The sequence below is a fragment of the Paenarthrobacter sp. NPDC056912 genome (genome assembly GCF_042786555.1).
In the GTDB taxonomy this organism is placed as follows: domain Bacteria; phylum Actinomycetota; class Actinomycetes; order Actinomycetales; family Micrococcaceae; genus Arthrobacter.
Genome location: NZ_JBHUCD010000022.1, coordinates 1 through 13688 on the forward strand (window position 1 = coordinate 1; position 13688 = coordinate 13688).

A 13688-nucleotide genomic window follows, 5' to 3' on the forward strand; every position below is an offset into this window, starting at 1 on the left:
CCCGGACAGCACCCAACGCAAAGCGGCCCCCGACACGAAAGCCGGGAGCCGCTCACAACTGCCTCTTGACAACAACTTCTACATATCAGTTGCCGCCGACCATCTGCAGGAATTCGCCTTCTGAGACAACCTCGATTTGCTGGCCCTTGGCGTGGAGTTCCAGGACCCTCTTTGCCTTGCCTGTCAGCCGTCCGGCGCGAAGGTCCCCGGCCACGAAGCCGTCCCCCACCACCAGCACTGTGGTCCGGGCGGTCACCCTGCTTTCGGGGCGGGCCCCCATGTCCGCGGCCCGGGATTTCGCGTCGGGTCGCGTGATGGCCAGGTCTCCGGTGAAGACCACCGTTTGCCCGAAGAGCGGGTGCCCGGGTTCTGCCGCGGGATTGGGCAGCGGATTCGGCCCTTCCTCCGGCCAGGCCGACCAACCTCCGGCGACGCCGGATCCCGGGTCCGTTGTCCGCCCGACAGGGCTCCCCGTCTTCGCCGCAAGAGCTGACAGCGTTGCCTTCGAGAGGCCAAGTCCGGGGTCGAAGGCGGGCTGCTTGGGCAGGTTGAGGCCCAGGGACAGGTACAGTTCCGCAATGCTGTTGGCATCGTTGCGGCGTGCGATGTCCACCAGGATTCCGGCGCATGCGCGGGCGTCCTCGGCGGCGTCGTGGTGGTTGACCAGTGGCACGCCGGCTTCTTCGGCCGCATAAGGCAGGGAGTTGGACACCAGCGAGTAGCAGCGGCGTGAAAGCATGACCGTACAGACGTATTCGTAGGCGGGACCGGCGAGGCCGGAGACTTCCAGGCCCGAGCGGATGACACCGAGGTCGAAAGCGGCGTTGTGGGCGGCCAGCACGTCGTCGCCGATGAAGGCTCCGATCTCAGGGAAAAGCTCCCCGAACCGCGGGCGTCCGGCGACGTCTTCGGCGCGAATGCCGTGGATGCGCGTGTTGTGGAATTCGAAATGGTCGTGGTTCTCGGGCGGCCGCATCAACCACGAGGCTTCCTCGACCACGACTCCCCCACGGACTTTGCTGAGTCCTACGGAACAGGGAGAGCCCCTGAAGCCGTTGGCTGTTTCGAAGTCGATCGCCGTAAAGTCCAATGCCACTGGACAAGATTACAGGCGGGCAGGGCCGCCCCTTGCCGATTTCGACGGCGGGGCGGCCCTTCCGGCCTGCATTGTGGCGAGTATTACGTCAGCGGCAGTTTCACGGTGTGGCGCGACGCAGGGTGCTGTACGAGCCGGCTGCAAGGACCACGCAGAGCAGGGCCGTCCATCCGCTGATGCTCAGCGGTGTTTGCACGTAGAACCAGTTGCCGATCACGCCCCACCATTCCCACAGCGTGGAGAGCGCACCCAGTCCGATCAGGAGCACCCCTGTTCCTACCGTGGAGATCAGTACGCCGGTGGTCCCCCATCGCTTGAAGATGGTGGCGAACCAGAAACCGATGATGAACATGAACATCATCACTACGAAGAAGAACGCCGCCGTGGAGTACCAAGGTCCGTCGGTGACCCAGGGAATCTTGAAGAAGAATCCATAGACGCCCCAACCGTTGGTGGCGCCTTCAATGGCACCGCCGACCAAGTAGAGTCCAGTCATGCCCAAGGCAATCAGCGAGAACAACCCCAGGGTGCCCAGGTAGAACGCCTTCCGGCTGATGCTCAGGCCTTGCGAGAACGGGAAGACCAGGGTCATGCTCTGGATTCCCAGGACCATGAAATACCACATGGGCGCTTGGCTGCCGCCGCCGTACTTGCCCTCCTGCACCGGGATGAGCGCGAAGATGGCCAGCGACATCAGGAAGGAAGCGGCGAGGATGGTCAGCGGCCATCCGATGTACGTCCATTTGTTGATCAGTTGCATTCTGGCAACTGCCACTGCCCTGCTCATCGCCGTGCCTCCATCGTGTCATCTGCGAAGTCTCCGGTGCCCGGCCGCGTGCCGCCCTGGCCCGCGCCCGCCATGGTCTTGCGAACAACCAGTTGCTGCAACGAAACCGGCGACAACTCCAGTCCCAACTCCTGCGCTTCGGCACGTTCGCGGCTGCCGAGTGCTTCGTCCACAGTGACTGAGGCCAGGGACCCCAGCGTTTCCCGGTGCAGGATCTTCCGGCCGGCCAGGAATGCGTCCACCTTTTCAGCGGAGCCGGAAACGGTAACGGCAGAGCCGCGGATGTCCTCGGCGTCTGCGTCCATGATGATCCGGCCTCGATCGATGACCACCACATGCTCCAGGAGGTTTGCGACCTCGTCGATCAGGTGCGAGGAGAGGATGATGGTGCGCGGGTGCTCTGCGTAGTCCTCCACAAGGCGGTCGTAGAACAATTGCCGGGCAACGGCGTCGAGCCCCAAGTACGGTTCGTCGAAGAAGGTCAGCTCTGCCCTCGAGGCGAGTCCGATGATGACCCCCACCGCTGACAATTGGCCACGCGAGAGCTTCTTGATCCGCCGCTTCAGGGGGAGCTGGAAGTCCTCGGCCAAGCGGTCCGCGAACTCCTGGTCCCAATTCCGGTAGAACAGTGCGGCGGAGCGGAAGGCGTGCCGGGGCTGGAAATCGTCGGGGTACTTCTGTGATTCGCGAATGAAGCAGATCCGGGACAGGACCGCGTCGTTCTCGTACGCACCGGCGCCGAACACGAGTGCCTCGCCGGACGTGGCGAACGCCTGGGCGGTCAAGATGGACATCAACGTGGTCTTGCCGGCTCCGTTGCGGCCCAACAGTCCGTAGATCCGGTTGGCCGTGAGGTTGAGGTTGACGTTGTCCAATGCTTTGAGATCTTTGTAGCGCTTGTTCAGGTTACGGGCCTCGACGATGGTGTCGTTCACAGGGCCGCGCTCCTTTCCTTGTCTGTCCCGGCGTCCGGGACCAGCCCGGAACTGCGTTCAATCATGGTGTTCAGCTGCTCCGCCGAGATGCCCAGTTTCCGGGCCTCCAGCGTCAGCGGCTTGACGTACAGTTCGACGAACTCTTCGGTGCGCCGCGCTATCAACTGGGCGCGTGCCCCTGTAGCTACGAACATCCCTATCCCCCTGCGTTTGTAGAGAATCCCTGAATCCACCAGCACATTGACGCCCTTGGCAGCAGTTGCGGGGTTGATGCGGTGGAACGCTGCGAACTCATTGGTGGATGGCACCTGCGACTCTTCGGCCATGGTGCCGTCCACGATTCCGTTCTCAATGAGTTCGGCGATCTGCACGAAGATCGGTTTGCTGTCATCAATCATGAGCATCACCGCCTCACTGGTTCATTACTCATGTAACTAACCATACAAGCAGTAGGGCTGGAGTCAAGGCCTTCGCGGGAAAATCACGACGACGGCCGTCAAGTAGGCTTGATGGGTGATCTTTTCTGCGATAAGCGACCTTGCCGTATCCACTTTCGGGGGCGCGGGACCAGTGCGGCCGCCTGCGGCGTCGTTCCTGCCGGACTGGCTGAACCCCCAGATCTTCCTGGCCGACCCCGCTTTGGCTCCGTGGGTGGTCCTGCTGGTTTGCGGCATTGTCTTCGCGGAAACCGGCCTGCTGGTGGGCTTTTTCCTCCCCGGCGACTCCATGCTGTTCACGGCCGGACTCCTGGTCGCCACGGAGACCATTAAGTTCAACATCTGGGCCCTCACCGGCCTGATCATCGTCGCGGCAATCGTCGGCAACCAGGTGGGTTACCTCATCGGCTCGAAGGCCGGCCCCGCCATCTTCAACCGGCCCAACTCCAAACTCTTCAAGAAGGAGAACGTCGAAAGCGCGCACGCCTTCTTCGAAAAGCACGGCGGCAAAGCGTTGATCCTGGCCAGGTTCGTCCCCATCATCCGCACATTCGTGCCCGTGATTGTGGGTGTGGCGCAGATGGACAAGCGAAAATTCTTCCTCTTCAACGTCATCGGAGCCGTACTCTGGGGTGGCGGCGTCACCCTCCTGGGGTTCGTCCTGGGTGACCGCATCCCGTGGGTCAGCAACAACCTGGACATCATCTTCATCGTCATCGTGCTGATCTCGGTTGTCCCCGTCATCATCGAGGTAGCCCGCGGATTCATTGCCAAGCGCAAAGCAGCCGCCGAAGGCACCAACCCGGTGGAGGAATTCATCGAGGAGCACGAGGGCGGCAAGCACGGCGAGCGCTAGCCTCCACCGACCGCAGACAAACGAAATGGCACCCCGTAATGCGGGGTGCCATTCGTTGACAACGAACAATCCTGGTTACTGCTGCGTGGAGTCCGCCCTGGACAGCGCCGAGACGATGGACGGAAGCAACGCCCTGAACGCCTGGCCGCGGTGGCTGATGGCGTTCTTCTCCTCGGACGTCAGTTCCGCGCAGCTGCGGTCCATGCCGGTGGGCTGCAGCACCGGGTCATAGCCAAAGCCACCTTCACCCCGTGGCTCGCGCAGCAGTGTGCCCTCCAGCTGGCCGTACTCCACGGTCTCGTGCGCAACGCCGTCAGCATCGGGCACAGCCAGTGCAGCGGCGCAGACGAAAGCTGCTCCACGGAAGGCATCCGGAACATCCGACAACTGGGCCAGCAGAAGGTTCAGGTTGGCGGAATCATCCCCGTGCCGGCCCGACCAGCGCGCCGAGAAGATACCCGGCGCACCGCCGAGGACATCCACCGCCAAACCTGAGTCGTCGGCGATGGCCACCAAGCCGGTAGCCTCGGCGACTGCGCGGGCCTTCAGGAGCGAGTTCTCGGCGAAGGTCACACCGGTTTCGGCAACATCCGGCGCACCTACTGCAGCGGCATCCACCACTTGGGTGTCGACGTCGAGCCCTGGAACCTGGCCTCGCAGCAGTTCGCGCAGTTCCTTCAGCTTTCCCTTGTTGTGGGTGGCCAGTACCAGGCGGGGCGCGCCGACAGCTGCAACGTGTGCGCTCACGGAGCTTCCGCCAGCGTCTCGCGCTGGATTGCTGCCAGCTGGGTGGTGCCGAGGAGGGCGAGGTCCAGGAGGGCGTTGAGTTCGTCACGGTCGAACGGTGCACCTTCTGCGGTTCCCTGGACCTCGACAAACTTGCCCGAGCCGGTGACCACAACGTTCATGTCGGTCTCGGCACGGACGTCTTCCACATACGGAAGGTCCAGCATGGGCACGCCGTCGATGATTCCCACCGAAACAGCGGCAATCGTGTCCACCAGTGGCTCGGCGTTGCGGGCTATGAGCTTGTTTTCCCTGGCGAAACGGATCGCTTCGGCGAGCGCCACATAAGCCCCGGTGATGGCAGCGGTGCGCGTACCGCCGTCGGCCTGCAGGACGTCGCAGTCCAGGACGATCGTGTTCTCGCCCAGCGCTTTGGTATCGATGATGGAGCGCAGCGAACGGCCGATCAGTCGAGAAATTTCGTGTGTCCGGCCACCGATCTTGCCCTTCACGGACTCACGGTCCGAGCGGGTGTTGGTGGCGCGGGGAAGCATGGCGTATTCGGCAGTGACCCATCCACGGCCTTCGCCTTTGAGCCAGCGGGGCACACCCTCGGTCAGCGAAGCCGTGCACAGCACACGCGTGTTGCCGAACTCGATCAGAGCGGAGCCTTCGGCCTGCTTGGACCAGCCACGGGTGATGCTGATGGGTCGCAGTTGGTCGGGGGTCCGGCCATCGGCGCGGATGACGGGCGTGGTGGTAGCTTCAGAAGTCATGCTTCAAGCTTAGCCAAGCTGAAAGCAACGCCCGACGCCGGTACTCGCCACGGGCGGTCAAAGCGCCTGGGTCCCGCCCTTAGACGGTGTAATGGACTCCCGCTACGGCTACAGCAACGTCCCCGGCAAACACGGGCTTGGCCTCGGACATGACCTTGGTCTGCGACGTCCAGACGGGGATGTGGGTCAGCAGCAGCCGTTTGGCCCCTGAGTTGCGGGCTGCTTCGCCTGCGCGCTTTCCGGTGAGGTGTACGTCCTTAATGGCGTCGTCCCGGCCTTCCTCGAAGGCGGCCTCGCACAGGAACAAGTCGGCATCCTTGGCGGCATCCTCGAGCCCCTGGCAGGAATCAGTGTCGCCTGAGTACGTCAGGACACGGGTTGCCACAGTGCCGTCCTTGCCCGTTTCCGTCGCTTCGACCCGGAGGGCGTAGGCCTCTTCGACGGGGTGGTTGACGGCGTACGGCGTCACCGTGAACGGGCCGACAATGACCGGCTTGAGTTCTGTCCAGTTGGTGAAGTCGAATTCCTCGTGCATGCCCGGATCAAGATCCAGCCCGTAAGCCGTAGCCATCCTGTCCGCCGTGGCAGCGGGACCCCATACAGGAATCCTGTCGCGTCCCCAGCCGCCGGGCTTCCACCTGACAGCCACGTGGAGTCCGCACAGATCCATGCAGTGGTCCGGGTGCAGGTGGGTGAGGAAGATCGCGTCAATGTCTTCAAGATCGGTGTACCGCTGGATGGCACCCAGGGCGCCGCTGCCCAGGTCCATCACGATCTTCCATTCCCTCTCGCTGTCGTGAGCGGTCACCAAATAGCACGACGCCGGGGAACCGGGACCGGGGAATGACCCCGTACAGCCCACGATGGTCAGTTTCACAGGCCACGACCCAGGGCGGCTCCGGCAGCGGCGCCAAGGCCCGCCTCCGGCTGCGCGAAATAGGAGCGCCGGGACAGGCTGGCCCCGGCCCTCGCTGCTTCCAGCATCTCCGGGGTAATGCGGGCCAGGCTGCCTGTGGGGTACTGCGCCGCAACGTGATCCACGTGCTTTACGGACAGGACTTCGGGGCCCAGGAAGCGGCGCGCGAGTGTCTCGAACTGTGCAGCATCTCCGGTGGCGATGAACTCATGGCTGGGTGCGGACGGCGCGGTCCGCTGGATGCCGTGGGTGGCAAGGGCGCGATAGACGTCCTTTGCCGTTTCCTCGGCGCTGGAGACCAGCATGACGTCCTCGCCCATGACAAAGGAAATGACACCGGTCAACAGCGGATAGTGCGTGCAGCCCAGCACCACGGTGTCCACGTTGGCCGCTTTGAGTGGCTCAAGGTACTCATTGGCCGCTGCCAGGAGTTCGGGGCCCGTGGTAACGCCGGCTTCCACGAAGCTGACGAACGCAGGGCAGGCCACGGACGTGATGGTCAGGTCCGGAGCCGCCGCGAACGTGTCCTCGTAGGCACGTGAACCGACCGTGGCAGACGTACCTATGACGCCGATCCTGCCGGTACGCGTTGCAGAGACAGCACGCCGCACGGCAGGCTGGATGACCTCGATGACGGGGATCCCGTAGCGGGCTGTGTAGCGTTCCCGGGCATCCCGGAGCACCGCGGCGGAGGCGGAGTTGCAGGCAATGGTCAGCAGCTTCACGCCGGAGTCCACCAGTTCGTCCATCACCCCCAGGGCGTTGGCCCGGACTTCCGCGATGGGCAACGGACCGTAGGGCCCGTTTGCGGTGTCGCCAACGTAAAGGATGGATTCGTTGGGAAGCTGGTCAATAATGGACCGCGCCACGGTGAGTCCACCAACGCCCGAGTCAAAAATTCCGATGGGGCGGGTGCCCTGTTGGTCGATGACCACGTTTTCCTGGGATTCTGCTGAACTCATGATTATTCGAGAATAAGGCTTCCCCTGTGTTGCGGCCATCACTTGTGGTCCCTGCCTCGTGTCTGATTTGTCACACGGCAGGAGCCACCTTCAGCCTGCCGGATCAGGATTTTGCCTGCCTGGCCGCCATCATGGACTGCACCAGGGACTCCTGGAGCCAGGTGGTGAAGTTGTACACAAGGGCGAGGTAGCTCTCCACGTCCTCCGCCTGGGACCAGTCCTGCATGCTGTGGATGTGTTCGGCATCGGCCTCGTCACGGATGTCCAGACGCTCGGCAAGGACCAACCGCACATCGTTGAGGGCCATGGACCAGCGTGTGGCGTCCTCCGGTGTCAGGACGAGGTCGTTCTTGTCCAGCCCCAACGCCGTCGCCCTCAAGGCGCCGATCTTGTTTTCCCGGACGGAGCGTTCGGTGAGCTGCCGGAATTCCAGCGAGCCGCCGTCGTCGTCCTTCATGACGTTGGGCAAGAGGCGCAGCAACGCGCGGTCACTGGGTTTCTTCACGTCCATGTCCAGGCCAATGAGCGCCGCCAAAGGGTCCTCGTTCTCGCGGACATCCGATTCCAGCATGGAAATGACGTCGTCCAGCAAGCCGCGCAACAGGTCCCGCTCGGCAGGTTCCAGATAGCCGGTGATGCCCTTGATTCCGTACTTAAATGCCTTAGCCACTCTGGCGGCCGCCCTTCCCGGGAGTTTCGTTGCCGCTTGCAGCCTTCTCAACAGTGGCCCACAGGCCAAATCCGTGCATGGCCACCGCGTGCTGCTCCACCTGCTCCTTGCTGCCGTGGGCAACAATGGAGCGGCCTTTCTTGTGGACCTCCATCATGAGCTTGTGTGCTTTGGACTCGGAGTAGCCGAAGTAGCTCTGGAACACGTAGCTCACATAACTCATGAGATTGACGGGATCATTCCAGATCACCAGGTTCCAGGGAATATCCGGGGCGGTCAGAACATCGGTGGACGTCTGCTCTGCAGTCTCCGTCCGTTCATCGATGTCCGTGCCAAACGCAACGCTAGGGGTCATCTGTCCATTCTATGGCGGCTCGCACTAGAGTGAATTCGTGAGTAGAGCCACGTCCTGGGACCATCCCGCAACTTCCTTGTACACCGACCACTACGAACTGACGATGCTTCAGGCCGCCCTGCACTCGGGGGCCGCCCATCGACGCTCAGTGTTCGAAGCTTTCGCCAGGCGCCTGCCGGACGGCCGCCGCTACGGCGTCGTGGGCGGCACCGGGCGCCTTTTGGAGGGGATTGCGGACTTCCGCTTCGGTGAGGCCGAACTCGCGTTCCTGGAGCAGAACAAGGTGGTCAACCAGGAGACACTGGACTACCTTGCCAACTACAAGTTCAACGGCGACATCTGGGGTTACGCCGAGGGCGATGCCTACTTCCCCAACTCCCCCATCCTGATCGTCGAGTCCACGTTCGCCGAGGCCTGCATCCTGGAAACGTTCATCCTGTCCGTCCTCAATCACGACAGCGCCATCGCTTCGGCCGCCTCAAGGATGACATCAGCGGCAGGGAACCGTCCTTGCATCGAGATGGGCTCCCGGCGCACCCAAGAGGAATCGGCGACGGCGGCCGCCCGCGCCGCGGTGATCGCCGGCTTCGCCAGCACCTCCAACCTGGAAGCAGGACGGCGCTACGGCATCAAGACAGTCGGCACTGCGGCGCACTCCTTCACCCTCCTGCACGACACCGAGCGCGAGGCGTTCGAAGCGCAGATCGCCGCTTTCGGCCCCGGAACATCGCTATTGGTGGACACCTATGATGTGGAGACCGCCGTGCGTACCGCCGTGGAACTCGCCGGGGAAAAGCTCGGCGCCGTCCGGCTGGACTCGGGCGACTTGATCGCACAAGCACAATGGGTCCGGCAACTGTTGGACGACCTCGGCAACGTCAACACCCGCATCGTGGTGACCTCGGACCTGGACGAATTCGCCATCGCGGCCCTGCAGTCCGCTCCCGTGGACTCCTACGGCGTGGGAACGTCCTTGGTGACCGGATCCGGAGCTCCCACGGCCAGCATGGTCTACAAGCTGGTCAGCCGCACCAACGACGACGGCGAGTTCATCTCCGTGGCCAAGGCAGCGAAGAACAAGGCCAGCGTCGGCGGACGCAAGTACGCCCTCCGCAAACTCAACGAACGAGGCCGGGCCACCGCCGAAGTCGTGGGCATCGGGCACCGGCCGGAAGACGACGGCAACGATCGCTCCCTGCTTCAGCAGTTCGTGAAGAACGGCGAAGTATTGCCCGGCTGGACAGGCCCCGAAGGCGTCGTCCGCGCCAGGGAACGGCACGCAGCCACCATGGCCGAACTCCCCGCGGTAGTTAACCGCCTGCAACGCGGCGAAGCCGCCATCCCCACCATCTACGAGGAGGACTGATGTCCAAGGCCCTGATCATCGTCGATGTGCAAAATGACTTCTGCGAGGGAGGCACCCTCGCCATAGACGGTGGCGCCGCTGTCGCGGGCGCCATCACCGAGTATGTCGACGCCAACCAACAGCACTTCGACCACATCGTCGCCACCCAGGACTGGCACATCGAACCCGGGACCCATTTCTCCGAAGATCCTGACATGGTGGACTCCTGGCCTCCCCATTGCCGGGCACGGACCAAAGGCGCCGAACTCCACGAGGACCTTGACCCCGAGTACATCCAAGCCTATTTCCGGAAAGGGCAGTACACCGCGGCCTACTCCGGATTCGAAGGCATCCTGGCTCCCGAAGACGACGTCCCATCCGGCGACCTGAAGGCCGGCGCCGCCGTGGCCGAAGTCCTGGACGAGGATGCGATCGGGCTGGATGACTGGCTGCAGAGCCACGACGTCGAAGATGTCGTGGTGGTGGGCCTCGCCACCGACTACTGCGTCAAGGCAACCGCCCTGGACGCAGTACAGGCCGGCTACAACACCACCGTCATCGCAGAACTCACGGCCGGAATCGCCCACGACCTTGGCGATTCCTTCGACGAAATGGAAGCAGCCGGCGTCGAGGTGGAACGCGACTGAGGCTGGACCTCCACGCCTGAATACGCCGAAGGGCGCCGCAACCACGGCGCCCTTCGGCGTTCTTGCTTGAAAGTGCTATTTACGGCCGATGAACCAGTCTTGGAGCTTTCGCAGGCGGGCCTGCAATTGCTCCTCGTTTGCCTGGGCCACCGCCGGACCGCCGCATACTTCCCGCAGCTTGGTGTGGACCACTCCGTGCGGGGTACCGGTGCGGGCCGACCAGGCGGCCACGTTCTTGGCTAATTCGTTCCGCAAATCCATGAGCATCCGGTGATCAGGGATCGCCGGAGAAGCGGCGGCCGCCAGCGGAGACTGGCGTTTCTTGCGGGACTGTTGTTCGTGCTGGCGTTGACGCAGCAGCGTCCCCACCTGTTCGGCGTCGAGTAGTCCGGGAATGCCCAGGAAGTCCAGTTCCTCGTCGGAACCGATATCCGCCCCCGTGCCGAACTCTCCACCATCGAAGAGGACACGGTCAAAGGAAGCCTGGGAGTCCAACGCTTCGAACTTGCCCTTGGTGAGCTCGTCCGAGGCTTTGTCCTCACGGTTTGCCTCCGCCATGAGGTTCTCTTCGGGATTGAAGAGACCGTCCTCGTCTTTCTCCGGACGGTCCAGGGCGTGGTCGCGCTCCGCCTCCATGGTGTTGGCCAGGATCATGAGCGGCGGTACCGACGGCAGGAACACCGACGCCGTTTCGCCCCTCTTGCGGGCACGCACGAAGCGGCCAACAGCCTGGGCAAAGAACAGCGGCGTCGAGGTGGACGTCGCGTAGACACCCACCGACAATCGCGGGACGTCTACGCCTTCGGACACCATGCGGACGGCAACCATCCAGCGCTTGTCCCCGGCCGAGAACTCCTCGATCTTGTTCGATGCCTTGGAGTCGTCCGAGAGGATCACCGTGGGCGACTGTCCCGTGATCTTCTTGAGTTGGCCCGCATACGCCCGGGCGTCGTCGTGGTCCGTCGCGATAACCAGCCCACCGGCGTCTGGAACGGTCCTGCGGACTTCGCCGAGCCGCTTGTCTGCCGCGGCAAGCACTGCCGGTATCCACTCACCCGTGGGGTTCAAGGCCGTACGCCAGGCCTGCGAGGTGATGTCCTTCGTGACGGCCGCTTCACCCAGGGAGGCGGCCATTTCGTCTCCCGCGCTGGTCCGCCACCGCATCTGGCCCGAATAGGCCATGAACAGCACAGGGCGCACCACATGGTCCCGCAGTGCATTGCCATAGCCGTACGTGTAATCGGCCTTGGACCGGCGAATGCCATCACGGTCCTCGGCGTACTCGACGAACGGGATGGGCGAAGTGTCGGACCGGAAAGGTGTACCTGTCAGGGACAGTCGCCTCGTGGCGGGGTCGAAAGCTTCCCGCAAACCGTCACCCCAGGACAGGGCTTCACCACCGTGGTGGATCTCATCCAGGATGACCAAGGTACGGGCGGCTTCGGTCTTGGCGCGGTGCAGCATGGGCTTGCTGGCCACCTGCGCGTACGTCACCGCCACACCCACAAACCCGCGGCCATGCTGTCCATCGGAGTTCTTGAAGTTGGGATCGATGGCCACACCGACCTTGGCCGCGGCGTCTGCCCACTGCCGTTTCAAGTGATCAGTGGGTGCCACGATGGTGATGCGGTTGACCACGCCGCTGTCCAGGAGCGTGGTGGCGATCCGCAGGGCGAACGTGGTCTTGCCGGCACCCGGCGTAGCCACGGCCAGGAAGTCCTTCGGATGGCGGGTCATGTAGAGGTCCAGCGCCTCCTGCTGCCAGGCACGCAACTTGGGAGCCGTGCCCCAAGCAGCACGTTCCGGATACGCCGGAGGCAGTGATGGCCCGCCAAAAAGTGTTTCTGTCATGCTGACTCCCCCAGCCCGGTCGCAGCGGAAATTATCCCCGGTGTTCCGGGCACGCCGCAGCAGACCGCATTGCGGTCACCATCAGAAAGGACCTGTGTTCTCTTCCCACCCACTACTTGGAGTTGTCCGGGCCGCCGCTGTTGCCACCGTCTTTACCGGGGCGAAGGCCTTCGTAGATCTCCTTGCACTCCGGGCAGACCGGGAACTTCTGGGGATCGCGCCCCGGCGTCCAGACCTTGCCGCACAGGGCAATGACGGGCTCGCCGGTCATGGCGGATTCCATGATCTTTTCCTTGCGGACGTAGTGGGCAAACCGCTCGCGGTCGCCGGGCTCCACTTCCTGTCGCGTTTCCTCGCGCTCAATGGTGGCAGTGGACGTTCCGGCTCCGGAAAGCTCGCGCATGGGGTCGTTTTCGAATGGATCCGGAGGAAGCGTAGTCATGCCAAACATCTTACCGTCTACAGGCCCTGCCACTCCGGCTTGTTGTCGAAGGTGTGCCGGTAGTAGTCGGCCAACTTGAGCGATGACGCAGCCGCTTCATCCACCAAGATGGTGGCGTGGGGATGCATCTGGAGGATGGACGCGGCACAGATGGCAGCCACGGGGCCCTCCACGAAGTCACGTACGGCCTGGGCCTTCTGGGCGCCCGTTGCAACCAGGACCACGTGCCGGGCATCCATGATGGTCCCCAGGCCCTGGGTGACTACGTGATGCGGGACGTCGTCGATGCTGTCGAAGAAACGTGCGTTGTCCTTGCGGGTCTGCTCGATCAGCGTTTTGATGCGCGTGCGTGAGGCAAGGGAGGAGCCGGGCTCGTTGAAGCCGATGTGGCCGTCCGTCCCTACGCCCAGGATCTGGAGGTCCACTCCGCCGACGGCCTTAATGGCGTCCTCGTATGCCTGGCAGGCTGCCTCGAGGTCTTCAGCGGCACCGTCCGGTCCATGGACGTTCTCGGGGCGGATGTTGACCCGGTTGGTGAATTCGCGCCGAATGACCTCGCGGTAGGACTCGGGGTGTCCCGCGGCCAGTCCCACGTACTCGTCCAAGGCGAATCCATGGGCCTGGCTGAAATCCAGTCCCCCGGCCTCGTATCGGTGCGCCAATTCGTCATAGACGGGCAGCGGGGAGGAACCCGTGGCCAAGCCCAGCACAGCGTTCGGCTTGCGGCGCACGAGTGCCTCGATGGCATCAGCTGCCAAGGCACCGATCTGCTTGGTGCCAGGGAGAATGACAACTTCCATCGTCACGGCCTTTCTAGGTAAGAATTGTCGAGTTATCTGAAAGAGACGTTATCCCATGTCCCATGTGTTCGCATGGTTGTTACGCGG

16 protein-coding genes are annotated in these 13688 nt (G+C 63.3%); 3 read left to right on the forward strand and 13 right to left on the reverse strand.

Going from position 1 to position 13688, the window contains the following annotated elements:
- Window positions 1-85: 85 nt before the first annotated feature.
- The 4 genes from ACFRJ9_RS20015 to ACFRJ9_RS20030 form a co-directional block, all read right to left on the reverse strand.
- Window positions 86-1096: an exonuclease domain-containing protein gene (locus ACFRJ9_RS20015; protein ID WP_377671584.1), complete on the reverse strand. Its 1011-nt coding sequence runs from the start codon at window positions 1094-1096 to the stop codon at window positions 86-88.
- Window positions 1097-1196: 100 nt separating this feature from the next.
- Window positions 1197-1883 carry a hypothetical protein gene (locus ACFRJ9_RS20020; RefSeq protein ID WP_377671586.1) on the reverse strand — a complete coding sequence of 229 codons (687 nt, stop codon included), beginning with the start codon at window positions 1881-1883 and terminating at the stop codon, window positions 1197-1199.
- On the reverse strand, window positions 1880-2818 hold the full coding sequence (locus ACFRJ9_RS20025) for an ABC transporter ATP-binding protein (RefSeq protein WP_377671588.1): 939 nt from the start codon (window positions 2816-2818) through the stop codon (window positions 1880-1882). Before ACFRJ9_RS20025 ends, ACFRJ9_RS20020 begins: the two co-directional genes overlap by 4 nt.
- Window positions 2815-3216: a GntR family transcriptional regulator gene (locus tag ACFRJ9_RS20030; protein WP_377671591.1), complete on the reverse strand. Its 402-nt coding sequence runs from the start codon at window positions 3214-3216 to the stop codon at window positions 2815-2817. Before ACFRJ9_RS20030 ends, ACFRJ9_RS20025 begins: the two co-directional genes overlap by 4 nt.
- A 130-nt stretch (window positions 3217-3346) precedes the next feature.
- Between ACFRJ9_RS20030 and ACFRJ9_RS20035 the strand changes: the two genes are divergently transcribed.
- Window positions 3347-4111, forward strand: coding sequence for a DedA family protein (locus tag ACFRJ9_RS20035; protein ID WP_377671775.1), 765 nt, complete (start codon window positions 3347-3349; stop codon window positions 4109-4111).
- Between the two features lie 75 nt (window positions 4112-4186).
- On the opposite strand, the gene rdgB is transcribed toward ACFRJ9_RS20035, so the two are convergent.
- The 6 genes from rdgB to clpS form a co-directional block, all read right to left on the reverse strand.
- Window positions 4187-4858: an RdgB/HAM1 family non-canonical purine NTP pyrophosphatase gene (gene rdgB / locus ACFRJ9_RS20040; protein WP_377671593.1), complete on the reverse strand. Its 672-nt coding sequence runs from the start codon at window positions 4856-4858 to the stop codon at window positions 4187-4189.
- Complete coding sequence (gene rph, locus ACFRJ9_RS20045; protein ID WP_377671595.1) at window positions 4855-5613, reverse strand: ribonuclease PH; 759 nt, start codon at window positions 5611-5613, stop codon at window positions 4855-4857. The genes rdgB and rph overlap by 4 nt, the downstream gene beginning before the upstream one ends.
- Before the next feature lie 79 nt (window positions 5614-5692).
- Window positions 5693-6490 carry an MBL fold metallo-hydrolase gene (locus ACFRJ9_RS20050; protein ID WP_377671597.1) on the reverse strand — a complete coding sequence of 266 codons (798 nt, stop codon included), beginning with the start codon at window positions 6488-6490 and terminating at the stop codon, window positions 5693-5695.
- Window positions 6487-7491 carry a glutamate racemase gene (murI, locus tag ACFRJ9_RS20055; RefSeq protein WP_377671599.1) on the reverse strand — a complete coding sequence of 335 codons (1005 nt, stop codon included), beginning with the start codon at window positions 7489-7491 and terminating at the stop codon, window positions 6487-6489. Before murI ends, ACFRJ9_RS20050 begins: the two co-directional genes overlap by 4 nt.
- A 103-nt stretch (window positions 7492-7594) precedes the next feature.
- On the reverse strand, window positions 7595-8161 hold the full coding sequence (locus ACFRJ9_RS20060) for a DUF2017 domain-containing protein (protein ID WP_377671602.1): 567 nt from the start codon (window positions 8159-8161) through the stop codon (window positions 7595-7597).
- On the reverse strand, window positions 8154-8516 hold the full coding sequence (clpS, locus tag ACFRJ9_RS20065; protein ID WP_377671604.1) for an ATP-dependent Clp protease adapter ClpS: 363 nt from the start codon (window positions 8514-8516) through the stop codon (window positions 8154-8156). Before clpS ends, ACFRJ9_RS20060 begins: the two co-directional genes overlap by 8 nt.
- Window positions 8517-8553: 37 nt before the next feature.
- On the opposite strand from clpS, the gene ACFRJ9_RS20070 reads away from it, so the two are divergent.
- Together ACFRJ9_RS20070 and ACFRJ9_RS20075 are read left to right on the forward strand one after the other, a co-directional pair.
- On the forward strand, window positions 8554-9882 hold the full coding sequence (locus ACFRJ9_RS20070) for a nicotinate phosphoribosyltransferase (RefSeq protein ID WP_377671607.1): 1329 nt from the start codon (window positions 8554-8556) through the stop codon (window positions 9880-9882).
- Window positions 9882-10508 (forward strand): isochorismatase family protein, encoded by a 627-nt coding sequence (locus ACFRJ9_RS20075; RefSeq protein WP_377671610.1) that lies wholly within the window; start codon window positions 9882-9884, stop codon window positions 10506-10508. Before ACFRJ9_RS20070 ends, ACFRJ9_RS20075 begins: the two co-directional genes overlap by 1 nt.
- Before the next feature lie 75 nt (window positions 10509-10583).
- Here the strand turns inward: ACFRJ9_RS20075 and ACFRJ9_RS20080 are convergent, their stop codons facing one another.
- The 3 genes from ACFRJ9_RS20080 to nagB form a co-directional block, all read right to left on the reverse strand.
- Window positions 10584-12359 carry a DEAD/DEAH box helicase gene (locus tag ACFRJ9_RS20080; protein ID WP_377671613.1) on the reverse strand — a complete coding sequence of 592 codons (1776 nt, stop codon included), beginning with the start codon at window positions 12357-12359 and terminating at the stop codon, window positions 10584-10586.
- Window positions 12360-12471: 112 nt separating this feature from the next.
- On the reverse strand, window positions 12472-12810 hold the full coding sequence (locus ACFRJ9_RS20085; protein ID WP_377671616.1) for a DUF3039 domain-containing protein: 339 nt from the start codon (window positions 12808-12810) through the stop codon (window positions 12472-12474).
- Between the two features lie 8 nt (window positions 12811-12818).
- On the reverse strand, window positions 12819-13601 hold the full coding sequence (nagB, locus tag ACFRJ9_RS20090; RefSeq protein ID WP_377671619.1) for a glucosamine-6-phosphate deaminase: 783 nt from the start codon (window positions 13599-13601) through the stop codon (window positions 12819-12821).
- Window positions 13602-13688: the final 87 nt, after the last annotated feature.

Bases quoted from the DNA above. Each gene is read 5' to 3' on its own strand.
- ACFRJ9_RS20020 (WP_377671586.1), bottom strand. From the start codon at position 1,883: ATGAGCAGGGCAGTGGCAGTTGCCAGAATGCAACTGATCAACAAATGG.
- ACFRJ9_RS20030 (WP_377671591.1), bottom strand. From the start codon at position 3,216: ATGATTGATGACAGCAAACCGATCTTCGTGCAGATCGCCGAACTCATT.
- rph (WP_377671595.1), bottom strand. From the start codon at position 5,613: ATGACTTCTGAAGCTACCACCACGCCCGTCATCCGCGCCGATGGCCGG.
- murI (WP_377671599.1), bottom strand. From the start codon at position 7,491: ATGAGTTCAGCAGAATCCCAGGAAAACGTGGTCATCGACCAACAGGGC.
- clpS (WP_377671604.1), bottom strand. From the start codon at position 8,516: ATGACCCCTAGCGTTGCGTTTGGCACGGACATCGATGAACGGACGGAG.
- ACFRJ9_RS20075 (WP_377671610.1), top strand. From the start codon at position 9,882: ATGTCCAAGGCCCTGATCATCGTCGATGTGCAAAATGACTTCTGCGAG.
- ACFRJ9_RS20080 (WP_377671613.1), bottom strand. From the start codon at position 12,359: ATGACAGAAACACTTTTTGGCGGGCCATCACTGCCTCCGGCGTATCCG.
- ACFRJ9_RS20085 (WP_377671616.1), bottom strand. From the start codon at position 12,810: ATGTTTGGCATGACTACGCTTCCTCCGGATCCATTCGAAAACGACCCC.
- nagB (WP_377671619.1), bottom strand. From the start codon at position 13,601: ATGGAAGTTGTCATTCTCCCTGGCACCAAGCAGATCGGTGCCTTGGCA.